Origin of the sequence: Phenylobacterium sp. (genome assembly GCF_025351295.1) — a bacterium.
Lineage (GTDB): Bacteria > Pseudomonadota > Alphaproteobacteria > Caulobacterales > Caulobacteraceae > Phenylobacterium.
On sequence record NZ_JANXWD010000021.1, the window covers coordinates 47,026 to 70,004 of the forward strand.

The following is a 22,979-nucleotide window of genomic DNA, read 5'->3' on the forward strand; positions in this document are numbered from 1 at the left end:
GCTTCAACCCTGGTGGACGACGTGATCGATCGCATCGCGCCGTGCCCCTGGGGAGGCCATTCCGGCCGACAGCCCTTCGAGCACGTCCGGCCAGCTCACCCGGTCAAACCTGCGCTCTACAGCCCCGAAGAGCGGCGGCGGCGCGACGCCTCGCCGTGGACGATCGTCCAGGCCGTCCTGGCCCCGCTGCAGTTCCTGGCCTTCGCGGTCAGCATCGTCTTGATCGGCCGCTACCTGCTGACCGGCCACGGCTACGAAGTCGCCACCGTCTCGATCCTGGTCAAGACCGTCGCGCTCTACGCGATCATGGTCACCGGTTCGATCTGGGAAAAAGAGGTCTTCGGTCACTGGCTCTTCGCACGCGCATTCTTCTGGGAAGACGCGTTCAGCATGCTGGTGCTGGGTCTGCAGACCGCTTACCTCGTCGCCCTGTTCGCCGGCTGGGGCACGGCGCGGCAGCAGATGCTGATCGCCGTCGCCGCCTACGCGACCTACGTGATCAACGCCGCGCAGTTTCTGCTGAAGCTCCGGGCCGCGCGCCTTGAGGGCCGACTGGGGCCGCTCACGTCGCATGGGTCCATGGGGGGCGCTGCGTGACGGTCCTCGGCGCGCTGTCCAGCCTGGCCCGGCCAGCGCCTGCAACCCCTCGGGATCGACCCGTCCTGCGCGAGCGCGGCCAGCGGGAGGTGTTCTGTGGTCTGACCGGCATCGTGTGGCTGCACCGCAAGATCCAGGACGCCTTCTTCCTCGTCGTCGGCTCGCGGACCTGCGCGCACCTGATCCAGTCGGCCGCGGGGGTGATGGTGTTCGCCGAGCCTCGCTTCGCGACCGCCATCATGGAAGAGCGAGACCTCGCCGGCCTCGCCGACACCAATGAAGAGCTCGACCGGGTGGTCGACCAGCTGTTGGCCCGCCGGCCCGACATCCGCATGCTGTTCCTGGTCGGCTCGTGCCCCTCCGAGGTCATCAAGCTGGATCTCTCGCGGGCCGCCCAGCGGCTGTCGACGCGCTACGCGCCGGCGCTGCGGGTGATCAACTATTCCGGCAGCGGGATCGAGACTACCTTCACCCAGGGCGAGGACGCTTGCCTGGCCGCGTTGGTCCCCGAGGCGCCGCAAGCGCCGGCGAACGCGCCGCCCTCGCTGCTTGTGGTCGGGACCCTGCCCGATATCGTCGAGGACCAGTTCCGCCGGCTGTTCAGCGCGCTGGGCATTGCGAGCGTGGATTTCTTTCCCCCGCGGCGGTCCGGCGAGATCGCCCCGATCGGCCCCAACACCCGGTTCCTTTTGGCCCAGCCGTTTCTGGGCGACACCGCCCAGAGGCTGGCGTCCCGCGGCGCCAAGCGCCTGCCGGCGGTGTTTCCGTTCGGCGCGGAGGGATCGACGGCCTGGTTCAAGGCCGCGGCCGACGCCTGGGGGATCGCCGACGACCATTTCCAGCGCGTGATCGCCCCCCCACGGGATCGCGCCCGGCGCGCCCTGGAACGCTATCGAACGGCGCTGCAGGGCAAGAGCGTCTTCTTCTTTCCCGATTCCCAGATGGAGCCGTCGCTGGCGCGGTTCCTGGCGCGGGAGCTCGGCATGCGGCCGATCGAGGTGGGCACGCCCTACCTGAACAAGGACCTCGTCGCCCGGGAACTGGAGCAGATTCCCGAGGCCGTCATCTCCGAGGGCCAGGATGTCGACCGGCAGCTGGAACGCTGCCGCGCCGCGCGGCCCGACCTGGTGGTCTGCGGCCTGGGCCTGGCCAATCCGCTCGAGGCGGAGGGCATGACCACGAAATGGTCGATCGAGCTGGTGTTCTCGCCCGTGCACGGCTTCGACCAGGCCGGCGACCTGGCGGCTCTCTTCGCGCGACCTCTGGCGCGCCGCGACCTGCTGAGGGTCTGACCGATGAAACTCACGGTCTGGACCTATGAAGGACCACCCCATGTCGGCGCCATGCGCGTCGCGACCGCGATGCAGGGCGTCCACTATGTCCTGCACGCCCCGCAGGGCGACACCTACGCCGACCTGCTGTTCACGATGATCGAGCGGCGCGACCACCGCCCGCCGGTGACCTACACCACCTTCCAGGCCCGCGACCTCGGCGGCGACACCGCCGAACTGTTCAAGACCGCGGTCCGCGACGCCTACGAGCGGTTCAAGCCGGAGGCGATGATCGTCGGGGCATCCTGCACCGCCGAGCTGATCCAGGACGATCCCGGCGGACTGGCGCGCGCGATCGCCCTGCCGATCCCGGTGATCCCCCTCGACCTGCCCTCCTATCAGAAGAAGGAGAACTGGGGCGCGGCGGAAACCTTCTATCAGATGGTGCGGACCCTGGCCCCGGGCGACGCCCAGCCGCGCCCGGCTCCGGATGCGACGCGCCGTCCGCGCTGCAATATCCTGGGGCCCACCGCGCTTGGGTTTCGCCATCGCGACGATCTGGTCGAGATCACCCGCCTGTTGCAGCGGCTGGGCGTGGACGTGGCCGTCACCGCGCCGCTCGGCGCCTCGCCGGCGGATCTGCGGCGTCTGCCGCAGGCCGATTTCAACGTGGTGCTCTATCCGGAAATCGCCGGGACCGCGGCCGCCTGGCTGGAACGGACGCACGGCCAGCCGTCGGTCCGGACCATCCCGATCGGCGTCGGCGCCACCCGCGACTTCATCCGCGAGGTCGCCGAGATCGCGGGGATCGATCCCGCGCCGGTGCTCGCCGAATCGGCCGGTCGGCTGCCCTGGTGGTCCCGCTCGGTGGACTCCAACTACCTGACCAACAAGCGCGTGTTCATCTTCGGCGACGCCACCCACGCGATCGCCGCCGCCCGCGTGGCCGCCGAGGAGCTCGGCTTCGAGGTGGTGGGCCTGGGCGCCTACAACCGCGAATTCGCCCGCGAGGTCCGCGCCGCCGCCGCGAAATACGGCGTCGAGGCGCTGATCACCGACGACTACCTGGAGGTCGAGCGGGTGATTGCCGAGCTGCAGCCCGAACTGGTGCTCGGCACCCAGATGGAGCGGCATATCGCCAAGCGCCTGCGGATTTCCTGCGCGGTGATCTCCGCGCCCGCCCACGTCCAGGACTTCCCGGCGCGGTACTCGCCGCAGATGGGGTTCGAAGGCGCCAACGTGCTGTTCGACACCTGGGTGCATCCGCTGGTCATGGGGCTGGAGGAGCACCTGCTGGCGATGTTCCGCGATGATTTCGAGTTCAACGACGCCGCTGGCGCCTCGCACCTGGGCGCGGGCGCGGCCAGTGCGTCACCGCCGGCCCCGGCCGCTGCGCCCGATGCCGCGGCGGTGGCGTCCGTGATCGCATGGAGCGACGAGGCGCAGGCCGAACTCGCCAAGATTCCCTTCTTCGTGCGCGGAAAGGCGCGCCGCAACACCGAGCAGTTTGCCGCGTCCCGTGGGATCGCCCTCGTTCACCTTGAGACCCTTTATGATGCACGCAGCCATTTCGCGCGGTAGTCCCGCGCCGGACCCTGGCGCGCCGGTTCGCGTCGTGATCGTCACCCTGGACCGTCACCTAAGCGGCGTGTTCAAGCGCGCGGCGTCGGACCTGTCCCGCGAGATCCCCGGCCTGTCCCTGGCCCTGCACGCCGCGACCGACTGGGCCGGCAATCCGGACGCCCTGGACCGTTGCCTCGCCGACATCGCCGGGGGCGACATCATCGTCGCGACCATGCTGTTCATGGAGGATCATGTGCGCGCGGTCCTGCCGGCCCTCGAGGCGCGGCGGGAGAGTTGCGACGCCATGATCGGCGCCCTGTCGGCCGGCGAGGTCATCCGGCTGACCAAGCTCGGCCCGTTCCGGATGGACGGTTCGGACAAGGGGCCCCTGGCGCTGCTGAAGCGGCTGCGGGGCTCGAAGGTCAAGAGTTCCGGCGCGGGCCAGATGGCGATGCTGCGTCGTCTGCCGAAGATCCTGCGCTTCATCCCCGGGGCGGCCCAGGACCTGCGGGCCTACTTCCTGACGATGCAATACTGGCTGTCCGGCTCGCAGGACAACCTCGTGGCGATGCTCAGCTTCCTGGTCGGCCGCTATGCGGACGGCCCGCGGCAGGCCTTGCGGGGCCGGGTCGTCGGGGCCCCGCCCAAGGATTATCCGGAGGTCGGGCTGTACCATCCGCGCGCGGCCGGCCGCATCGTCGAGCAGCTGGATGCCCTGCCCCCGCCCGCCGGCGATCCGGTCGGCGTGGTGGGCCTGCTGGTGCTGCGCTCCTATGTCCTGGCGGACGACGCCGGACACTATGACGGGGTCATCGCGGCGCTGGAGGCGCGCGGCCTGCGCGTCGTGCCGGCGTTCGCCAGCGGCCTGGACGCGCGACCGGCCATCGAGCGCTTCTTCATGCAGGACGGCCGCTCGACCGTGGACACCGTCGTGTCCCTGTCCGGCTTCTCGCTGGTGGGCGGCCCCGCCTACAACGACGCGAAGGCGGCGGAGGAGATTCTGGCGCGGCTGGGCGTGCCCTACATTTCGGCCGAGCCCCTGGAATTCCAGACCCTCGAAGCCTGGGGCGCCTCCAGCGCCGGGCTGTCGCCGGTCGAATCGACCATCATGGTCGCGATCCCCGAGCTGGACGGGGCGATCTCGCCGATGGTGTTTGGCGGCCGTTCCACTGGCGACGGCAGTTCGTGCCAGGGCTGCGCCCGCCGGTGCCGGTTTCCGGTCTCCGCCGAAGCCCCGCTTATGCAGGCCTGCCCGGAGCGGGCGGAGACCTTGGCCGCGCGGGTCCTGCGGCTGGTCACCCTGCGCCGGACAGCGCGGAAGGACCGCAAGCTGGCGATCGTGCTGTTCAACTTCCCGCCCAATTCCGGCGCGGTCGGCTCCGCCGCCTATCTGTCGGTCTTCGCCTCGCTGCACAACGTCCTGAAATCGCTGCAGGCCGGAGGCTACGACGTCGAGGCGCCGGCGAGCGTCGATGAGCTGCGCACCCGCCTCATCGCCGGCAACTCCGCGCAATTCGGCGCCGACGCCAACGTTCATCGGCGCATCCCGGTGGACGATCATGTGCGCCGTGAGCGGCACCTGGCAGAGATCGAAGGCCAGTGGGGCCCCGCGCCCGGCAAGGCGCTCAGCGACGGCCGCTCGATCTTCGTGCTCGGCGCCGAGTTCGGCAATGTGTTCGTCGGCCTGCAGCCGGGATTCGGCTACGAGGGCGATCCCATGCGGCTGCTGTTCGAACGCGGCTTCGCCCCGACCCACGCCTTCTCGGCCTTCTATCGCTACCTGCGCGAAGACTTCGGGGCCAACGCAGTGCTGCACTTCGGCACCCATGGGGCGCTCGAATTCATGCCGGGCAAGCAGGTCGGCCTGTCCGCCGATTGCTGGCCGGACCGACTGATCGGCGATCTGCCGAACGTCTACCTCTACGCCGCCAACAACCCCTCCGAAGGCGCACTGGCCAAGCGCCGCTCGGGCGCGACCCTGGTCAGCTACCTGACGCCGCCCATCGCCCAGGCGGGGCTCTACCGGGGCCTGCTGGACCTCAAGGCGTCGATCCAGCGCTGGCGGACCCTGGGCCCGGACGCGAACGGCGAACGCGGCGCGCTGGAAGGCCTGATCCGCGAACAGGCCCAGGCGCTGGAGATTCCGGCGGCCCAGGACGGCGCCATCGCCGCGATCGCCGACCAGGTGTTCGAGGTCGAACAGACCCTGATCCCCAGCGGCCTGCATACGGTCGGTGAACCCGCCACGCCGGACGAGCGCCTCGAGCTGATGGTGGCGATGTCCCAGGCGCGCGGCGGACCCGCGCCGGCGCGCGAGGCCTTGATGGCGCTGGTCGCGGGCGCCGCGCCGCAGACCGCCATCCTGCTCAGCGGCCTGAACGCATCGAGCGCCAACATCGCGCTGCTGTCGGGCCTGGCCGCCAGCGACCGGCTGCTGGCGCGCGATCACGAGGTCGATGCGATCCTGCACGCCCTCGATGGCGGCTATATACGGCCCGCGCCGGGCGGCGACCTGCTGCGCACGCCGGAGATCCTGCCGACCGGGCGCAATCTGCACGGCTTCGATCCGTTCCACATCCCCAGCGCCTTCGCCCTGCGGGAGGGTGCGCACCAGGCGCAGATCATTCTGGACCGTCACCAGTCCGAGACCGGCGCCTTCCCGGAATCGATCGCGCTGGTGCTGTGGGGGTCCGACAACCTGAAAAGCGAAGGCGGGCCGATCGGCCAGGCGCTGATGCTGATGGGCGCGCGACCCCGCTTCGACAGCTACGGCCGCCTCTGCGGGGCCGCCTTGATCCCCTTGGAAGAGCTGGGCCGGCCGCGCGTCGACGTGGTCATGACCCTGTCGGGCATCTTCCGCGACCTGCTGGCGCTGCAGGTGCGCATGCTGGCCGAGGCGGCCTATCTCGCCGCCGCGGCGGACGAGCCGCTGGAGATGAACTTCGTGCGCAAGCACGCGCTGGATCATCAGCGCGAACAGGGTTGCGATCTGGAGACCGCCGCCCTGCGGGTGTTCTCGAACGCCGACGGCGCCTATGGCGCGAACGTCAACCAGCTGATCGACGCCGGCTGCTGGACCGACGAGGACGAACTCGCCGACGCCTACCAGGCGCGGAAGTGCTTCGCCTACGGCCGCACCGGCGCGCCGATGCGCCAGTCGGCCATGCTGCAGAACATCCTCAAGCGCGTGGACCTCGCCTATCAGAACGTCGAATCGGTCGAGCTCGGCGTGACCACGATCGACCACTATGTCGACACGCTGGGCGGCATCAGCCGGGCGGTGCGCCGCGCCCGGGGCGTCGAGATGCCCGTGTACATCGGCGACCAGACCCAGGGCGAAGCCAAGGTGCGGACCCTGGCCGAACAGGTGGCGCTGGAGACCCGCACACGGATGCTGAACCCGCGCTGGTACGAGGGGCTGCTGCAGCACGGCTACGAGGGCGTGCGCCAGATCGAGGCTCAGGTGACCAACACCATGGGCTGGTCGGCGACCACCGGTCAGGTCGCGCCCTGGATCTACCAGCAGATCACTGAGACCTACGTCCTGGACCCGGCGATGCGCGAGCGCCTGGCGGCGCTCAACCCGACTTCGTCGTCGCGCATGGCCAAGCGGCTGCTGGAGGCCTGCGACCGGCAGTACTGGGCGCCGGACGACGCCACCCTGGAGGCCCTGCGGCGGGCCAGCGACGACCTGGAGGATCGCCTCGAAGGCGTTCCGACCGCGGCATGATGAGCGAGGCGACCCGATGACCACACTCGAAATGCCGCAGACCCTGAAGCGCCAGCTCGACGGCGAAGGCAGCGTGCAGGTCCGCATGGACCCCGACCTGCGCATCGACAAGGCCAAGGTGTTCGCCGTCTACGGCAAGGGCGGCATCGGCAAGAGCACCACCTCGTCGAACCTCTCCGCCGCCTTCTCCAAGCTCGGCAAGCGGGTGCTGCAGATCGGCTGCGATCCGAAACACGACTCGACCTTCACCCTGACCAAGAAGCTGGCGCCCACGGTCATCGACATCCTCGAAAGCGTCGATTTCCACTCCGAGGAACTGCGGCCCGAGGACTATGTCTTCCCAGGCTACAACGGGGTGATGTGCATCGAGGCCGGCGGCCCTCCCGCCGGCACCGGCTGCGGCGGCTATGTGGTCGGCCAGACCGTGAAGCTCCTGAAGGAGCACCATCTGCTCGAAGACACCGACGTGGTCATCTTCGACGTCCTCGGAGATGTCGTCTGCGGCGGGTTCGCGGCGCCGCTGCAGTACGCGGAGCGAGCCCTGATCGTCGCCTCCAACGACTTCGATTCCATCTTCGCGATGAACCGGATCATCGCGGCGATCCGCGCCAAGTCGAAGAACTACGAGGTGCGCCTCGGCGGCGTGATCGCCAACCGCAGCCGCGACACCGATCAGATCGACCGTTTCAACGCGGCGATCGGCCTGGAGCGGGTGGCGCACTTCCCCGACCTCGACGTGATCCGCCGCAGCCGGCTGAAGAAATCCACCCTGTTCGAAATGGAGTCGTCGCCCGAGCTGGACGCGGTGCTGAACGAATACATGCGGCTGGCCGCCAGCCTCTGGGCCGGATCCCGTTCCTACGATGTGATGCCGATGAAGGACCGCGACGTGTTCGACTTCCTGGGGTTCGAATGATGTCGGTCGCCCCCTACGACGAGCGCCGCGGACGGCTGCAAACCTACTTCGACAAGACGGCCGTGACCGCCTGGGCCCACCTGACCTCGGACGTGAAGGTCAGCGGCATCCGGCAGACCGTGCGGGAAGGCCGCGATCGGATGCGGGCGGTGTTCATGGGCTGGCTGCCGACCGACATGGACGGCGCGACGCTGCTGGACGCCGGGTGCGGCACCGGCGCCCTTTCGGTCGCGGTGGCGCGTCGGGGCGCCCGCATCGTCGCGGTCGATGTCGCCGGCAACCTGGTCCAGATCGCCCGCGAACGGGCGCCGGCCGACCTGTGCCCTGGCCGGATCGATTTTCGGGTTGGCGACATGCTGAGCGCCGACCACGGGCGCTTCACCGACGTCGTGGCGATGGACTCGCTGATCCACTATCCGATGCGAGAGATCCTCGACGTCATCGCCGGCCTGGCCGGGCGCACGACGCGGTCGATCAATTTCACCTTCGCGCCGGCGACGCCGCTGCTGTCGGCCATGCACGCCGTAGGCCTGCTGTTCCCGCGCAGCAACCGGGCGCCGGCCATCATCCCGGTCAGCCAGTCGCGCCTGACCCAGGCCATCGCCGCCGACCCGAGGCTGGCGGCGTGGCGGGTCGGCCGCACCGCCCGGATCATCAACGGCTTTTACACCTCCCAGGCCATGGAGCTCGTGCGGCGGTGAACCCGAGGCTCGACATGACCGGGAGGCCGATGCCGGCCGCGTGCGACACCGTCCGGCTCGACATGACCGGCACGCCGATGGCGCGACTGGGCGATCCCCCGGCGCCCAAGGTCAGCGCGACCGAGCCCGGGATTCCGGCCTGGTCCTGGCGCAACGTCGGCGTCGGCATGCTGCCGTTCGCCGATTCCGCCACGCCAGAACTGCCGCTCGGCAGGCTGCTGCGGCTGTCGCTGTTCCAGGTGACGGTCGGCATGGCGGCGGTGCTGCTGATCGGCACCCTGAACCGGGTGATGATCGTCGAGCTGGGACTGCCGGCGTGGGTGGTGGCGACGATGATCTCGCTGCCGCTGGTGTTCGCGCCCTTCCGCATGCTGGTGGGCCATCGCTCCGACGTGCACCGCTCGGTCCTGGGCTGGCGCCGGGTGCCCTACATTTGGTTCGGCACCCTGATGCAGTTCGGCGGGCTGGCGATCATGCCGTTCGCGCTGATCCTGCTGTCGGGCGACTCGCGCGGCCCGCCGATCATCGGCCAGGCGAGTGCGGCGCTGGCGTTCCTGCTGGCCGGCGCCGGGCTGCACATGACCCAGACCGCGGGCCTCGCCCTGGCCACGGATCTGGCGCCGGCCCATGCGCGGCCGAAGGTCGTGGCCCTGCTCTGCTTCATGCTGATCGTCGGCACGGTGGCCTCCGCGCTCAGCTTCGGGGTGCTGCTGAAGCCGTTCAGCGAACTGCGGCTGATCCAGGTGATCCAGGGCTCGGCCGTGGTCACCATGCTGCTCAACGGCTTCGCGCTCTGGAAGCAGGAAGCCCGCAACCGCAACCGGATCGCCGAGGCGCCCGGACCCGCCTTCCGCGAATCCTGGGCCGCCTACACGCGGACCGGCCGCGCCGGCCGCCGCCTGCTGGCCATCGGCCTGGGAACCGTCGCCTTCAGCATGCAGGACGTCCTGCTGGAGCCCTATGGCGGCAAGATCCTGCACCTTTCGGTCAGCGCGACCACCACCCTCACCGCCATGCTGGCGGTCGGCGGCGCGGCGGGGCTTGGGCTGGCGGCGCGCAGCCTTAACCGCGGGGCCGATCCCTACCGTGTCGCGGGCTTCGGGGCGCTGGCGGGGCTGGCGGCGTTCACCTCGGTGATCTTCGCCGCGCCGGTCGGGTCGCCGCTGCTGTTCGCGCTCGGCGTCGCCCTGGTGGGCTTCGGCGCCGGCCTGTTCGCGCACGGCACCCTGACGGCCTCCATGAGCATGGCCCAGGGCGATGCGACCGGCCTGGCGCTTGGCGCCTGGGGCGCGGTCCAGGCCCTGGCCGCCGGCCTCGCCATCGCCTCCGGCGGGGTGCTCAGCGACACGATCGCCTCGCTCGCAGCCTCCGGCCGGCTCGGCCCGACCCTGACCAGCCCGGCCACCGGCTACACGGCGGTGTACCTGATCGAGCTGCTCCTCTTGTTTGCCACCCTGATCGCCATCGGGCCCCTCGCAGGGCGCAGCGACGCGGGCCAAGCCTCTTCATCCGCCGCCCTGACCAACCTGGCCGGATCCACCACATGATCCGGCCACAATAGGAGGTCCGCTATGCACAACCTGTTCTTCTTCGGCAACGTCGACGTGACCGAGATCATTCTCAGCGCGTTCGTCCTGTTCTTCGTCGCGCTGATCATCTACCTGCGCCGCGAAGACCGCCGCGAGGGCTATCCGCTCGAGGAGGAGTTGTCCGGGCGCCTCGAACCCGGCGGCGGCCTGCTGTTCGCCGCCCGTCCGAAAACTTTCATCCTGCCCCATGCCCAGGGTACGCTCGCCAAGCCGAACAGCCTGCGCGAAAGCCAGGACCTGGCGGCCCGGCGCACGTCGCGCGCCTCGGGATCGCCGCTGGAGCCCACTGGCGATCCCATGCAGGCCGGGGTCGGCCCGGGATCCTACGCACGCCGGGCGCACAAGCCTGACCTGACGCTGCATGGCGCGCCCAAGATCGTCCCGCTGCGCATCGCCGAGGGCTTCTCCCTGGAGTCGCGGGACCCGGATCCGCGCGGCATGACGGTGATCGGCGCCGATCGGGTCGCGGGCGGGGTGGTGACCGATGTCTGGGTCGACCGCGCCGAATACATGATCCGCTATCTCGAAGTGGCGGTGACGCCGGCCCCCGGCGCGGCGCCGGCCGCCGTCAAGCATGTGCTGGTGCCCATGACGATGGCCGTGATCATGAAATCGAAGGGGACCGTGCGGGTCGACGCCATCTTCGGCGCGCAATTCGCCGGCGCGCCCACCCTCGAGAACCCCGACCAGATCACCTTGTTCGAGGAGGAACGCGTCTGCGCCTACTACGGCGGCGGGTTCCTCTATGCGTCCAAAATGCGCACGGAGCCCTGGCTATGAGCGAACACGACTTCGAATCCGTCCGTGGCCTGCCCGGCGCCTTGCCGGAGGGTGAGACCATCCTGTGGCAAGGCGCGCCGAACGGGCTGAGCCTGGCGCAGCAGGCCTTCCACGTCCGCGCCGTGGCCGCCTATTTCGGACTCATGCTGGTCTGGCGGACGGCCGGGGCGGTGATGGGCGGAGAGGCGCCGACCGCCGCGCTGACGTCGGCGCTCGCCGTCGCGCCGATCGCCCTACTGGCGGTGGGGATCCTGGGCGGCCTCGCCTGGCTGAACAGCCGCACCACGGTCTACACGATCACCAATCGCCGCGTGGTCCTGCGGTTCGGGGCGGCCATCCCGAAGGCGATCAACATCCCGTTCGCCATCATCGAGAGCGCCGCCCTCAAGCCGGTCTCCAACGGCTGCGGCGACCTGGCCCTGACTCTGAAGGCGCCCAACAAGATCGCCTTCCTGCACCTGTGGCCGCACGCCCGACCCTGGCGGATCGCGGCGCCGCAACCGACCTTCCGCGCGCTGCCGAACGCCCGCGCGGTCGCCACGATCCTGGCCTCGGCCATCGCCGATCAGGTCCCGATCGAACTGGCGCGGCCGAGCGATCCGTCGCCGCAATCCTCGCGCGAGCCGGGCCTGGCCCGTCCCGAGACCGTGGCCGCCTGAGCTGGAGCCCGACATGAGCGCCCTGGACAAAGAACCGTTTCCGAAAGGCGCGCTGATCGCCGCCAGCGCCCTGATCGGCTTCTCGCTGATCGCTACCGGGGCCGTCCGCCTGGCGCGGCTCAGCGCCCCGTCCGACGTCGCCGCGACACCGCAGGCGGCGCCGGTACGCTCGGTCGAGGTCCGGTTCTTCGACGAAACCGACGGCTCTGTCAGCGTCCGCGAGAGCCGCAGCAACCAGGTGGTGACCTCCCTGGCCCCCGGCACGAACGGCTTCGTCCGCAGCGTCATGCGCGGCCTGGTGCACGACCGAAAGCGCCGCGGCCTGGGCGCGGACGCGCCGTTCCGGATCTCCCAGTGGGCCGGCGGGCGGCTGGCGCTCGAAGACCCCGCCACCGGTCGCCTCATCGACCTCGACGCGTTCGGGAACACCAACAAGGACGCCTTCGCCCAGATGCTGCCCGGACGGCAGGCGGCGTCATGATCCCCATTCCATTCCTAATCCGCCGTCGTCTGCTCACGCCCTGCACGATCGAGATCGAGCATTCCGAGACCAGCCTGCACGCCCATGTCGATCTGGATTCGGGCATCGCCCTTCGCCCCGGCGACCGTGTCCGGGTGCACGGCGCGCCGATCCGGGTGGTCTTCGGCGACAAGCTGACCCTGCGCCGCGACGCCACCGTCGAGCGGGCCGGCTGGCTGGAACGCCAGTGGACGCGCATCGCCGCCCGGTTCGAACTGTCCGAACTCTATGACGTCAGCTTCACCCCCGGGAGGTTGCCATGACCGCCGCCGCATTCGCCGATCCGGCCGTCGACACGACGCGTCTGGCGCAGAAGGACACGGTGCTCAGCCCGCGCTTCTACACCACCGACTTCGATGCGATGGATCGTATGGACGTCAGTTCCGTGCGCGCCGAATGGGACGCCCTGGTCGCCGAAATGGCCAGCGATCCGAACCGCGACCATTTCAAGCGGACCGAGCGGTTCGAGAACCTGCTCGAAGACTTGGAGCCTGAGCTCCGCGGCGAGTTCGTGGACTTTCTAGTCAGTTCGCTGACGGCGGAGTTCTCCGGGTGTGTCCTCTACGCCGAAATCGTAAAGCGAGTGCAGAATCCCGACCTTAAGGCATTGTTCAAATACATGACCCGCGACGAAGCTCGGCATGCGGGCTTCATCAACGAGTCCCTGAAGGATTTCTCAATCGGCGTCGATCTCGCCTTCCTGACCAAGACTAAGAAGTACAAGTATTTCAAACCGAAATTTCTATTCTACCCCTTATATTTGTCCGAGAAGATCGGTTACGCGCGTTATATTACAATCTACCGCCAGCTAGAGCGCCGTCCTGACCTGCGTTTCCACCCGATCTTCAAATGGTTCAAGGAGTGGTGCGCCGACGAATTCCGCCACGGCGACGCCATCGCCCTGCTGATGCGCGCGAACCCCGGGTGGCTTCGGGGCGGCAACAAGCTCTGGATCAAGTTCTTCCTGCTTTCGGTCTACGCGACGATGTACGTGCGCGATCACGCCCGGCCAGCCTTTCACGCCGCGCTGGGTCTGGACCCGACCGAGTACGACTACGCGGTCTTCCGGATCTGTTCCGAGATCTCCAAGCAGACCTTCCCGATGACGCTGGATATCGACCATCCGCGGTTCCGCGCCGGCTTTGCGCGCCTGGCGGAGGTCACCGCGGCGATCTCGGCGTCCGGCGGCGGCCTGCTCGGCGGGCTGAAGCGTGTCGCGCTCGGGATCGAAGCCGCCGCGATCCTGGCCGGGCTCTATCTGCTGCCGAGCGTGCCCAACGAAGCGCCGGCCACCGTGCGTCTCGCGCCTGTGTGGTGAAGGACGCGCCCCGATGATCTTCGCCGCGATCGGTTCGGCCGTTCTCTACACCATCTTCCTCTGGTGGTTCAGCACCGGTGCGATTCTGTGGCTGGACCGCCGGCCGAGCGCGACCTATCGCTGGACCCTGGTCGGCGGCTCGGTGGTCGCCGTCGCCGCGATGTTCGGACTGGCCGCCAGCCTGTCGAACGCCTCGCCGATGGGCGCCGTCCTGGCCTTCACCTGCGCGCTGGGGCTTTGGGGGTGGCACGAACTGAGCTTCCTGACCGGCTTCATCGCCGGGCCACGGCGCTCGCCCTGCCCGCCTGACGCCCGGTCGTGGCGACGGTTCTCGCTGGCGACCTCGACCGTGATCCATCATGAGATCGCGCTGGCGCTGACGGCGGCGGCGATCGTGGCGATCAGCTGGAACCAGCCGAACCAGGTCGGCTGCTGGACCTTCGCGATTCTGTTCGCCGGCCGGCTCAGCGCCAAGCTGAACCTGTTTCTGGGCGTGCCCAATTTCAACGCCGAGTTCTTTCCGGACCATCTGCAGTACCTGACCAGCTATCTGCGCAAGGGGCCGATGACGGCGCTGTTTCCGCTGTCGATCCTGGCCGGCGGGGCCCTGGCCTGGGTGGAAGCCGCGATCGCGCTGAAGCCGGACGCCGGCGCCTTCGAGCTGGTGAGCTTCGCGCTGGTGTTCGCCCTGACCGCGCTCGCGATCATCGAGCACGCCTTCATGGTCCTGCCGCTGCATGACGCCGCTCTGTGGCGCTGGGCCCTGCCGACCTCCGCCAGAAATGGCGCAACGAAATAGCCTTACGGGGAGTGACCGATCATGGACTATGAGCATTTCTTCCGCGACCAGCTGGACGGCTTGCGTGCGGAAGGCCGCTACCGGGTGTTCGCCGACCTGGAACGCAAGGCGGGCGCCTTCCCCCGGGCCACGCGCCATCACGACAGCCAGGTCCAGGACGTAACGGTCTGGTGCTCGAACGACTATCTCGGCATGGGGCAGAACCCCAAGGTGCTGGAGGCGATGCACGAGGCGCTGGCCAAGTGCGGCGCCGGGGCCGGCGGCACGCGCAACATCTCGGGCACCAACCACTACCACGTACTGTTGGAGCAGGAGTTGGCCGACCTTCACCAGAAGGAAGCGGCCTTGATCTTCACCTCCGGCTACGTGTCCAACTGGGCGGCGCTCAGCACGCTGACGAGCCGGCTACCCAACTGCGTGGTCTTATCGGATGCGGCCAATCACGCCTCGATGATCGAGGGGATCCGCCACGGCGGGGCCGAGTGCAGGATCTTCGCGCACAACGACGTCGCGGACCTGGACCGCAAGCTATCGGCCATCGAGCCCGGGCGGCCGAAACTGATCGCCTTCGAGTCGGTCTATTCGATGGATGGCGACATCGCCCCGATCAAGGAACTGTGCGACGTTGCCGACGCCCATGGCGCCATGACCTACCTGGATGAGGTGCACGCGGTCGGCCTCTACGGCCCGCGCGGCGGCGGCATCGCCGAGCGCGAAGGCCTGATGGACCGGATCACCGTGATCGAAGGCACCCTGGCCAAGGCGTTCGGCGTCATGGGCGGCTATGTGGCCGGATCGGCGGCGATGTGCGACTTCATCCGCAGCTTCGCGTCGGGCTTCATCTTCACCACCGCCCTGCCCCCGGCGATCGCCGCGGGCGCGCGCGTCAGCATTCAGCATCTCAAGCAGAGCGAATTCGAGCGCGCGCGGCATCAGAACCGGGTGGCTCGGGTGCGCAAGGAATTGACCGCGCTCGGCATCCCCTGCCTGGAGAACGAGAGCCACATCATTCCCGTGATGGTCGGCGATCCGGTGAAGTGCAAGATGATCAGCGACTGGCTGCTGGACAACTACGGCATCTATATCCAGCCGATCAACTATCCGACCGTGCCGCGCGGCACCGAGCGGCTGCGCATCACGCCGTCGCCGTTCCACACCGACGACGACATCGCCAAGCTGTCGACCGCACTGTCCGAACTCTGGTCGCGCTGCGCGCTCAGCCGGTCCTCTGTGGCCGCCTGACCTTCGAGCTAATCTCCAACGGAGGATCGGGGGACCGCTCGACGGCCCCCGACCTCCGCGATTCCGGCTTGCCGGATGGCTGGGAGGCGCCGCCGCGCGTAAGGCCGGCCTTACACCCTCGGAACAGAAATCAGCCACGGTCGTTCCTGATCGGCCCTCGATATCGAGGACCTCGAATGGGGTCCTCGCGGAAAGCTTTTCAGGAGAAGCCCATGCGCCCGACCATGACCGCCTTGACACTGACCGCCGTCGCCTTCGCCTCCATCGTGAGCTCCAGCGCCTCGGCGGCGCAGAGCCCGGCCGCCAAGGCCATCACCGCCCCCAGCGGCGCGGACCGCGCCGTGCGCGCCAGGCAGTGCGAAGCCCAGGCGTCGAAGCGGAGCCTGAGCCACAACACCCGCCAAGCCTATTACAAGTCCTGCCTGGCCAGTGCCGCGCCCGTCGCCGCCGTCGGCTCGAAGGCGCATCAGGCGACCCCGACGCCCGCCAAGCGCAAGCTCGAAGCGCTGACGGACACGCCGTCGCGCTGACGGCAGCCATCGGAATCTTCTTCCGGCGGACCGATGTTTTCCGATGGTTTTCGAGGTACGGTGCCGACCTCGAAACCTCCGGATCGCCGTGCCGGTCCGGACGCATCAGGAGCGCGCCATGACCCTGGTTCTACCCACCCCTTCGCGCGGCTACTCGGAGACCCGGCCCTCGACGGCGCGCCTCCTGCTGGCTGTGGTTGTCTGCGTCGCCGCAGCCGCGGGATGTCTCGCCACGGGCAGCCAGGCGGCGTCGCTGGCCGCCGCGACGGCCGGCGCGGACCTGACGTTCCTGCTGCGCGCCATGACCGCGATCAAGACGCTGATGGCCGGCGGCGCGATCGCCGCGGTGGCCTGGCGGCTGTCCACGCCCACCACCCAGCTCAGGCTCGGCGCCTACGCCCTGGCGAGCGCGGCGATGGCGGTTGGCCCCGGGCTGATCTGGAACATGGTCCATGTCGGCTCGGGCGCCCTGTTCCTGCACGCCGGGCTGCTGAGCGCCGCCGTCCTGCTGTGGCGCGATCCCGCGGTGGCGACCCGGCTGGCGCACTACGTGGCCCAGCGTCGCGCATCGACCGCATTGCGTCGCTAGAGCGCGTCAGGCGAAAGTGGATCCCGGTTTCGCCGCCCGACGCGCTCTAATTCAAAGAGTCAGAGCCTTTTTGTCTGGTTCAAGAGACTGCACTTGAACCAGAATGGCTCTAGGGTCCAGGCTCACCCAGACCTTTGACCGCTCATCCCGGCGAAGGCCGGGACCCAGATCCGATGGCTGGGACGCGGGTTGGACGGGCTCGGCGCGCCTGGAGCCCACATCTGAGCTATCCCATCTGGGTCCCGGCCTTCGCCGGGATGAGCGGTATTGGGCAGGACCCTAGAGGGACGCGACGCCGCCGGCCTGGAGCTCGAGGACGGCGCGGCCCACCGCCTCTGAAAGCTCGATGTTGGTCGCGAAGGCGCCCAGGGCCGCCTCGACGACGCCCTCCCGATCCGCGACCCATTCGGCTGAGCGATCCAGGGCTTCGCGATAGGATCGCTTGAAGTCCGCGAGATCGTCGATCGCCGGGAAGTCGTAGAAGGACAGGCTGGCGGCCGGCAGATCGAGCGATTTGGCGAGCAGGCGCTTCAGCATCTGCCCGCCGTTGAGGTCCCCGAAATAGCGGACGTAGGCATGCCCGATCAGCGCCTCGCCGTTCCCCTCGGCCGCGTCGGCGATGCGGTCGGCATAGCGCCTGCCGCAGGGCAGCAATGGCAGGTCCGCCGCCCAGTCCCCGCCCTGCAGGCTGTCGAGATCCGCCGCCAGGGCCGCCGAGCGGTAGACCGCGCCCACGGCCAGGTCGCGGATCGCCGGCGTCGTGCGGTGACGCTCCAGCCCCAGCTCCAGTTGCCGATAGGCGGGCGCCAGGTTGCGCAGGTAGAGCGCGTAGCCTGGCAGGCTGGCCCGACCCCGCAGCATGTCGGCGACGAACCCCGAACGCTCGGCCTGGACATGCAAGGCGCGGGTCTGGTCCCTGAGCACGGACGAAAGGGCAGGCCGCTCGGTTCCGATATCCATCGTTTCAGCCCGAACCGTAACGCGCCCTGGACACTCTCAAGGCTCACCCATCAAAAAACGACCGAGATCGTCGGCCCGTGTGTCACGTCCGCTGGGGAGGTGCTATGGAAGGCGAGGATTCCCCGTCCCAGGAGACACCATCATTCAAGCGCCCCTTACAGGTGTCAACGTCATCTCCCAACCTGACGTGACGCTCCTGCTCGACAGGAACGACGTGATCACCGACGTCACCGTATCCAATACGGTTGCGGGCGAGTTCGTGAAGACCTGGCTCGGCCGGCCCTGGATCGAGACGGTGGCCGACAGCGGCGTCGAAAAGGTGCGCCGTTCGCTGGACGATGCAAGGCTGGGAGGACTGTCGGCCTATCGGCAGATTCTTCAGCGGTTCCCGAGCGGCCTGGAACTGCCGATCGAATACACCACGGTCCGGCTCGGCGACGGCGCGGGGCTGATGGCGATCGGCCGAAACCTGCAGGCCTCGTCCGAACTGCAGTCCCGCCTGCTCGCGGCCCAGGAGGCCATGGAGCGGGACTATTGGAAGCTGCGTGAGGTCGAAACCCGCTACCGGCTGCTGTTCGACGCGTCCAATGAGGCGGTCCTGGTGCTTGGCTCGGACGACATGCGGGTCGTGGAAGCCAATCCGGCGGCGATCCGCGCGCTGGGGCTGACCCGCGGCTGGGAATTCCTCAACGAAATGGCGCCGCGCGAGCGCGAGCCGTTCCGCGCCATGCTGGCGCGGGTGCGCGAAAGCGGACGCGCACCGGGCAGCGTGTTTCACATCGGCGCCCAGCAGGCGCCGTGGATCCTGCGGGCGTCGCTGATGAACGACGACGCGACGTCGTTCTATATGATCCAGCTGGCGCCCGTGGGCCAAGGCGCCGTCGCCGTCGCACCGCCCGAACCGGTCGAGGTGAACGGCATCCTGCACTGCATGCCCGATGGGTTCGTGGTGCTCGACCGCGACGGTCGTGTTCAATCCGCGAACCAGGCCTTTCTCGAACTGATCCAGGTCGATGTCGAAAGCGCGGTCGTGGGCCGCAGTCTCGACCGGTGGATGCGCCAGCCCGGCGCGGACTTCGCCGCCCTGCTGGCCGACGTGCGTCACCAGGGTCGCGTCCGTGCCTACGCGACGACCCTGCAGGGCGAACGCGGCCGGAGCATCGCCGTGGAGGTCTCGGCGGGCGCGGACGCCGGCGGGCCCTCCGGCTTCATCGGCGTGTCGCTGCGTGAAACCGGATCGCGCCCCGCCCTTGCCCTGAGCGGCGGCGCGCAGCCACAGCTGCCGGCGCTCGCGGCCGCGGGACAATCCCCGCTGAAGAGCCTGGTGCAGGCGGCGGTCGAGGTCGTCGAGCGCCACTACGTCGAGTCCGCGCTGCAGATCACGGACGGGAACCGGACCGCAGCCGCCGAACGGCTTGGCCTCAGCCGTCAAAGCCTCTATGCCAAGCTCAACCGCTACGGGTTGGATGGCGGGTCGGACGCGACGTCGCCATCCAGCGATTGATCACGCCGGGCGGGAGGTCGTGATTTGGTGTCGCGCGCGTTATCGACGCCCGCTTTCGGCGAGGCCGATCTCTCCAACTGCGAGCGTGAACAGATCCACCTGGCGGGCTCGATCCAGCCGCACGGCGTGTTGCTGCTGCTCCACGAACCGGACCTCATCATCGTCCAGGCCAGCGAGAACACCGCCGCCCTGCTAGGGCTGGACGCCAGCCCGATCGGGCGCTCGCTGGAAGAGCTCGGAGGCGACCTCGCCGACCAGTTCCGACTCTACGCGCACGAGGCGGCGCAATCCGCGCCGATCGCCATGCGCTGCACGGTCGGCGGCGGCGGCGCGGACTATGACGGACTGGTGCATCGCTCGCCCAACGGGGGCCTGATCATCGAGCTAGAGCCCACCGGCGACCTGCTGGACTGGTCGCGCCCGGTCGCCGACGCGATGGAGACCATCGTCGCCAGCCCTTCGCTCCGCGGCCTGTGCGACGAGACCGCGAAGATCTTCAAATCTATCTGCGGCTACGACCGGGTCATGGTCTATCGGTTCGACGAACACGGCCATGGAGAGGTCTTTGCCGAGCAGCGCGAGCCGGAGCTGGAGGCGTTTCTCGGCAACCGCTATCCCGCCTCCGACATCCCGCAGATGGCGCGCCGGCTCTACGTGCGCAACCGGGTGCGCGTGCTGGTCGATGTCGCCTACGAGCCGGTGGGGCTCAATCCCCGCCTGTCGCCGATCACCGGCCAGGACCTCGACATGTCGCTCTGCGCCCTGCGGAGCATGTCGCCCATCCATATCCAGTATCTCAAGAACATGGGCGTGGCGGCGACCCTGGTAGCCTCGCTGGTGGTCGAGGGTAAGCTTTGGGGCTTGGTGTCCTGCCACCACTACAAGCCGCGTTTCGTTCAGTTCGAGATCCGGTCGGTCTGCGAACTGCTGGCCGAAGCCGTCGCGACCCGCATCGCGGCGCTGGAGAGCTTCCTCCAGTCCCAGGCCGAACTCTCGGTGCGCCGGCTGGAACAGCGGATGATCGAGTCGATCGGCTCCGAGGGCGACTGGCGCGGCGCGCTGTTCGACAGCCCGACGGCGCTGCTGCAACCGCTGGGCGCCGGCGGCGCCGCGCTGCTGTTCGATGGCCAGATCCTGACCGCGGGCGAAGTCCCCGGCACCCGGGAGGTGCGCGAACTGGGCCGCTGGCTGGACGCCCAACCGCGATCGCCGGTGATCGGCACGGCGTCGCTCGGGCTCGATGCGCCGCAATTCTCGCTCCTGACCCAGGTCGCGAGCGGACTTCTGGCGGCGCCCGTCTCCAACTCGCCGGGCGAGTACCTGCTTTGGTTCCGGCCTGAGCTGATCCGCACCATCACCTGGGGCGGGAACCCGTTCAAACCGGTCGTGATCGGTGACGATCCTCGCGATCTGTCGCCCCGCCGCTCGTTCTCGCAGTGGCATCAGTTGATGGAGGGCAGTTCCGAGCCCTGGACCGCCGCCGATCTCGCGGCCGCCCGCCTGATCGGGGCGACCGTCGCCGACGTGATCCTCCAGTTCCGCTCGGTCCAGATGCTGATCCTGCAGGACCAGCTCGACCAGGTTCGGCGCCACGTGCACGTTTCCGAACAGCCGGTGGTGATCGCCGACGAAACCGGGCGCATCCTGCTCATCAACGACGCCTTCGAGCGCCTGATGCCGTCCACCCATGTGCATCTGGAGTGGCTGGACGACCTGACGAACCTGTTCGCCGAACCCGCCGAAGTGCGGCGGCGACTGTCCGAGCTCGTGACCAATCGGCGGACCTGGCGTGGCGAGATCTACCTGGAAACCAGCCGCGCCGGCGCTCTGCCGATGCTCATCCGGGCGGATCCGGTGTTCGCCACGGTCGATCGCGTCCGCGGCTTCGTGGTTCTCCTGTCGGACAATACCGAGCAAAAAGAGGCGGCCGCCGCGCGGCTGCGGTTCCAGGAAGGCATCATCGAGCGCCATCGCCTGGTGGCAGGCCAGATCGGGTCGAAGACGGATCTCGCCTATCAGAACCTGATGTCAGCGGTGGTGGAGAACGCCCAGCTCGCCGCGCTGGAGATCACCGACCGCGCGGACGTCGAGAGCATGCCCGAAATGCTGGAAAGCGTCCGGGTCTCTGTCGCGCGGACCGCCGAGGTGCTTGAGCACTTGATCTGGCACGCCCGCCGCGGATCAAAGCCCTGAGCCTCAGACTCGGCGGCCGGGCGACCCGACGAGTCCTTCACCCGCAGCGTCAGCGAGGCCTTCCTGGCGGTGCGGCGTGAAACTACCCAAACGGCGCAGCCCGGCCAGGACGCCGGTGACGGCGAAGGCGAAGCCGAGCGCGAGGGGGACGAGCAGGATCGTGATCCTTAGCGCGGGGCGGTCCGACAGGCCTGGATAGTTGTAGGTGTGGACCATGTAGTAGAGCCAGGCATAGGCGGCGCGGCTGCGATCCATCACCACCAGCAGCTTTCCGCTGGCCGGATGGACAAAGACGCTGAACGGCTCGGCGCCATCGACCTTCGCCCGCAGCACGCCGTCCGGGAGGCCCTCGGCCTTGGGGTAGGGGCTGTCGGCGCGCAGTGCGCTCAAGGGCCCGATCCTGGCCTGCGGCCAGGCGGAGCGCAGCGCCGCCGTGATCAGGGCGGGGGACAGAGTGGCCCCGTCTTGACGGCCCTGGGGGCACGCGGCCAGCGAGCGTTGCAGGCCAGGGCCAACCGACGCGGCCACGTCGCAGCCGGCGACACGTCCGAACTCGACCCGCGTCGCGCCACGGGCGGCCGTCTGCACATCGGCCAACCCCAGCCGGGTCGCCGCCGGGCCGTCGTCGCCCACGTAGGCCGCGGCCGCCGCCCGCGACGCCTCTCCGCTTGAGAACAGGCGGGCGTGGTCCATGGAGAGCCAGCCGCTGCCGATCCAGGCGAACACGAACAGGCCCGCCACGAGCCCCAGCAGGTGATGCCAGCGCATCAACCCGCGGAACGGCGACGGCGAGGAACGCCGGCTCCGCTGCATCTTCAGGGTGGCGCGGACCCCCAGGGTCAGGCCGGCGCTGACTGAGGCCAGCCCGACCAGGGCGCCGATCCAGACGGTCCAGTCCCAGGCGGCGAAGCTGCGCCGCAGCGGCACGTAGTAGACCCAGTGGATCACCGAGCCGACCCAGTTGGCGGCGCGCTCGAGCCGCCGGGTCCGCTGCACGACCTCGCCCGTCCGCGCCGAGACATAGAGGTCGAGCCCGTCATCGCTGGCCAGCCGCACGCGGTAGAAGGGACGCAACGGGTCGAACTGCTGGTGGACGATCCACTGGTCGTAGTCGAATGGCTCGGAGACCGACGCGGCGTGGGCGTGGGCGAAGGCGGACGCGACTTGGGCCGCCTGTGTGGCGTCCAGCGGGGCCAGCACGCGGCCGTCCGTGGCCGCGACCGCGATGGCGTGTCCCTGGCGGGTTCCAAGATAGGCGGCCTGGCCGGCGCGGCCGACCAGGCGCAGGTCGCTGGGATCGCCGAGCCTGGCCGCGGCCTCCCGCGGCGTCAGCGTGACTTGCCCCGGCGCGATTCGTTCGCTGTGGGTGGCCCGGTCGCCGCCCGGCAACGCCGGGAAGGCCACGAAGACCATCATCGCTCCCGTGGCGAACCAGGCGGCGAACATCAGGCAGAGCACGACGCCGACCCAGCGGTGGAACAGGATGAGAAGGCGCATGACGTCCGGCCCCACCCCGGC

General features: G+C 69.1%; 20 protein-coding genes. 18 read left to right on the forward strand and 2 right to left on the reverse strand.

All coding sequences use genetic code 11. From position 1 onward, the window contains the following. Positions 1-12: 12 nt before the first annotated feature. From bchF to Q0R13_RS03290, 16 genes are all read left to right on the forward strand, one after another. The gene (bchF, locus tag Q0R13_RS03215; protein WP_293899387.1) at positions 13-597 is read left to right on the forward strand and encodes a 2-vinyl bacteriochlorophyllide hydratase; all 585 of its coding nucleotides are present in this window, start codon (positions 13-15) and stop codon (positions 595-597) included. Next, positions 594-1,889 carry a ferredoxin:protochlorophyllide reductase (ATP-dependent) subunit N gene (locus Q0R13_RS03220; protein WP_293899390.1) on the forward strand — a complete coding sequence of 432 codons (1,296 nt, stop codon included), beginning with the start codon at positions 594-596 and terminating at the stop codon, positions 1,887-1,889. The genes bchF and Q0R13_RS03220 overlap by 4 nt, the downstream gene beginning before the upstream one ends. Before the next feature lie 3 nt (positions 1,890-1,892). Further along, positions 1,893-3,449, forward strand: coding sequence for a ferredoxin:protochlorophyllide reductase (ATP-dependent) subunit B (bchB, locus tag Q0R13_RS03225; protein ID WP_293899393.1), 1,557 nt, complete (start codon positions 1,893-1,895; stop codon positions 3,447-3,449). Next, positions 3,421-7,161 (forward strand): magnesium chelatase subunit H, encoded by a 3,741-nt coding sequence (locus Q0R13_RS03230; RefSeq protein WP_293899395.1) that lies wholly within the window; start codon positions 3,421-3,423, stop codon positions 7,159-7,161. The genes bchB and Q0R13_RS03230 overlap by 29 nt, the downstream gene beginning before the upstream one ends. Positions 7,162-7,177: 16 nt before the next feature. Then, a complete protein-coding gene (bchL, locus tag Q0R13_RS03235) occupies positions 7,178-8,077 on the forward strand; it encodes a ferredoxin:protochlorophyllide reductase (ATP-dependent) iron-sulfur ATP-binding protein (protein WP_293899397.1) in 900 nt (299 codons plus the stop codon). Next, positions 8,074-8,778 (forward strand): magnesium protoporphyrin IX methyltransferase, encoded by a 705-nt coding sequence (gene bchM, locus Q0R13_RS03240; protein ID WP_293899399.1) that lies wholly within the window; start codon positions 8,074-8,076, stop codon positions 8,776-8,778. The genes bchL and bchM overlap by 4 nt, the downstream gene beginning before the upstream one ends. Positions 8,779-8,807: 29 nt before the next feature. Then, positions 8,808-10,325, forward strand: coding sequence for a BCD family MFS transporter (locus Q0R13_RS03245; protein WP_293899402.1), 1,518 nt, complete (start codon positions 8,808-8,810; stop codon positions 10,323-10,325). Between the two features lie 24 nt (positions 10,326-10,349). Beyond that, the gene (gene puhA / locus Q0R13_RS03250; RefSeq protein WP_293899405.1) at positions 10,350-11,147 is read left to right on the forward strand and encodes a photosynthetic reaction center subunit H; all 798 of its coding nucleotides are present in this window, start codon (positions 10,350-10,352) and stop codon (positions 11,145-11,147) included. Further along, a complete protein-coding gene (gene puhB, locus Q0R13_RS03255; protein WP_293899408.1) occupies positions 11,144-11,806 on the forward strand; it encodes a photosynthetic complex putative assembly protein PuhB in 663 nt (220 codons plus the stop codon). The genes puhA and puhB overlap by 4 nt, the downstream gene beginning before the upstream one ends. A 13-nt stretch (positions 11,807-11,819) precedes the next feature. Continuing rightward, positions 11,820-12,287, forward strand: coding sequence for a photosynthetic complex assembly protein PuhC (puhC, locus tag Q0R13_RS03260; protein WP_293899411.1), 468 nt, complete (start codon positions 11,820-11,822; stop codon positions 12,285-12,287). Beyond that, on the forward strand, positions 12,284-12,589 hold the full coding sequence (locus Q0R13_RS03265; protein WP_293899414.1) for a hypothetical protein: 306 nt from the start codon (positions 12,284-12,286) through the stop codon (positions 12,587-12,589). Before puhC ends, Q0R13_RS03265 begins: the two co-directional genes overlap by 4 nt. Next, positions 12,586-13,644: a magnesium-protoporphyrin IX monomethyl ester (oxidative) cyclase gene (gene acsF, locus Q0R13_RS03270; protein WP_293899417.1), complete on the forward strand. Its 1,059-nt coding sequence runs from the start codon at positions 12,586-12,588 to the stop codon at positions 13,642-13,644. Before Q0R13_RS03265 ends, acsF begins: the two co-directional genes overlap by 4 nt. Before the next feature lie 13 nt (positions 13,645-13,657). After that, complete coding sequence (gene puhE / locus Q0R13_RS03275; protein ID WP_293899420.1) at positions 13,658-14,443, forward strand: putative photosynthetic complex assembly protein PuhE; 786 nt, start codon at positions 13,658-13,660, stop codon at positions 14,441-14,443. Positions 14,444-14,464: 21 nt separating this feature from the next. After that, positions 14,465-15,685, forward strand: coding sequence for a 5-aminolevulinate synthase (gene hemA, locus Q0R13_RS03280; RefSeq protein ID WP_293899423.1), 1,221 nt, complete (start codon positions 14,465-14,467; stop codon positions 15,683-15,685). Positions 15,686-15,897: 212 nt separating this feature from the next. Beyond that, positions 15,898-16,215, forward strand: coding sequence for a hypothetical protein (locus tag Q0R13_RS03285; protein ID WP_293899426.1), 318 nt, complete (start codon positions 15,898-15,900; stop codon positions 16,213-16,215). Between the two features lie 118 nt (positions 16,216-16,333). Next, positions 16,334-16,804, forward strand: a complete 471-nt coding sequence (locus Q0R13_RS03290; RefSeq protein ID WP_293899429.1) for a hypothetical protein — start codon at positions 16,334-16,336, stop codon at positions 16,802-16,804. 279 nt (positions 16,805-17,083) lie between these two features. On the opposite strand, the gene Q0R13_RS03295 is transcribed toward Q0R13_RS03290, so the two are convergent. Beyond that, positions 17,084-17,764, reverse strand: coding sequence for a heme oxygenase (biliverdin-producing) (locus Q0R13_RS03295; RefSeq protein ID WP_293899432.1), 681 nt, complete (start codon positions 17,762-17,764; stop codon positions 17,084-17,086). Between the two features lie 187 nt (positions 17,765-17,951). Here Q0R13_RS03295 and ppsR point away from each other — a divergent pair, with 187 nt between their 5' ends. Then, the gene (gene ppsR / locus Q0R13_RS03300; protein WP_293899435.1) at positions 17,952-19,268 is read left to right on the forward strand and encodes a transcriptional regulator PpsR; all 1,317 of its coding nucleotides are present in this window, start codon (positions 17,952-17,954) and stop codon (positions 19,266-19,268) included. 27 nt (positions 19,269-19,295) lie between these two features. Continuing rightward, positions 19,296-21,461 carry a GAF domain-containing protein gene (locus Q0R13_RS03305; protein ID WP_293899438.1) on the forward strand — a complete coding sequence of 722 codons (2,166 nt, stop codon included), beginning with the start codon at positions 19,296-19,298 and terminating at the stop codon, positions 21,459-21,461. A 3-nt stretch (positions 21,462-21,464) separates the two neighbouring features. On the opposite strand, the gene Q0R13_RS03310 is transcribed toward Q0R13_RS03305, so the two are convergent. Further along, entirely contained in the window at positions 21,465-22,958 is a 1,494-nt protein-coding gene (locus Q0R13_RS03310) for a PepSY domain-containing protein (RefSeq protein ID WP_293899441.1), read from the reverse strand. Positions 22,959-22,979: the final 21 nt, after the last annotated feature.

Coding starts and splice junctions, on each gene's coding strand:
- bchB (WP_293899393.1), top strand. CDS start 1,893: ATGAAACTCACGGTCTGGACCTATGAAGGACCACCCCATGTCGGCGCC.
- Q0R13_RS03230 (WP_293899395.1), top strand. CDS start 3,421: ATGATGCACGCAGCCATTTCGCGCGGTAGTCCCGCGCCGGACCCTGGC.
- bchL (WP_293899397.1), top strand. CDS start 7,178: ATGACCACACTCGAAATGCCGCAGACCCTGAAGCGCCAGCTCGACGGC.
- bchM (WP_293899399.1), top strand. CDS start 8,074: ATGATGTCGGTCGCCCCCTACGACGAGCGCCGCGGACGGCTGCAAACC.
- Q0R13_RS03245 (WP_293899402.1), top strand. CDS start 8,808: ATGCCGGCCGCGTGCGACACCGTCCGGCTCGACATGACCGGCACGCCG.
- puhA (WP_293899405.1), top strand. CDS start 10,350: ATGCACAACCTGTTCTTCTTCGGCAACGTCGACGTGACCGAGATCATT.
- puhB (WP_293899408.1), top strand. CDS start 11,144: ATGAGCGAACACGACTTCGAATCCGTCCGTGGCCTGCCCGGCGCCTTG.
- puhC (WP_293899411.1), top strand. CDS start 11,820: ATGAGCGCCCTGGACAAAGAACCGTTTCCGAAAGGCGCGCTGATCGCC.
- Q0R13_RS03265 (WP_293899414.1), top strand. CDS start 12,284: ATGATCCCCATTCCATTCCTAATCCGCCGTCGTCTGCTCACGCCCTGC.
- acsF (WP_293899417.1), top strand. CDS start 12,586: ATGACCGCCGCCGCATTCGCCGATCCGGCCGTCGACACGACGCGTCTG.
- puhE (WP_293899420.1), top strand. CDS start 13,658: ATGATCTTCGCCGCGATCGGTTCGGCCGTTCTCTACACCATCTTCCTC.
- hemA (WP_293899423.1), top strand. CDS start 14,465: ATGGACTATGAGCATTTCTTCCGCGACCAGCTGGACGGCTTGCGTGCG.
- Q0R13_RS03285 (WP_293899426.1), top strand. CDS start 15,898: ATGCGCCCGACCATGACCGCCTTGACACTGACCGCCGTCGCCTTCGCC.
- Q0R13_RS03290 (WP_293899429.1), top strand. CDS start 16,334: ATGACCCTGGTTCTACCCACCCCTTCGCGCGGCTACTCGGAGACCCGG.
- Q0R13_RS03295 (WP_293899432.1), bottom strand. CDS start 17,764: ATGGATATCGGAACCGAGCGGCCTGCCCTTTCGTCCGTGCTCAGGGAC.
- Q0R13_RS03310 (WP_293899441.1), bottom strand. CDS start 22,958: ATGCGCCTTCTCATCCTGTTCCACCGCTGGGTCGGCGTCGTGCTCTGC.